The organism is Veillonella sp. CHU110 (assembly GCF_003992255.1).
Taxonomy (GTDB): domain Bacteria; phylum Bacillota; class Negativicutes; order Veillonellales; family Veillonellaceae; genus F0422.
Window position 1 is genome coordinate 1 of sequence record NZ_RQVA01000041.1, and the last position, 273, is coordinate 273.

At 34.4% G+C, this 273-nt stretch carries 1 protein-coding gene; it reads left to right on the forward strand.

What is annotated here, in order from left to right; all coding sequences use genetic code 11:
• On the forward strand, positions 1-226 hold a 226-nt coding region (locus tag EO122_RS08155), incomplete at its 5' end, for a transposase (protein WP_164726004.1).
• Positions 227-273: the final 47 nt, after the last annotated feature.

Consider the following 273-nt stretch of genomic DNA (forward strand, 5'->3'; position numbering starts at 1 on the left):
CAGTCATCTACCAGAGTTTAGTAATTTTAAAGTCTCCTTTGTTAGTTGGTTCCCTCAAATTGTTAATGCCTTTGTATTACCATACTCCAATGGGTTTACCGAAGGATGTAATAATAACATAAAAGTATTAAAGAGAATAAGTTATGGGTTGCGTCATTTTGAGCGTTTCAGAGTTCGTATACTTCTATTAAGTAAAAAGAATAGCACTAGCTATTTAGATAGCTAGTGCTAAGAACTTTTTATATGAGCAGCCCCCACATTTGACAAAGAGCC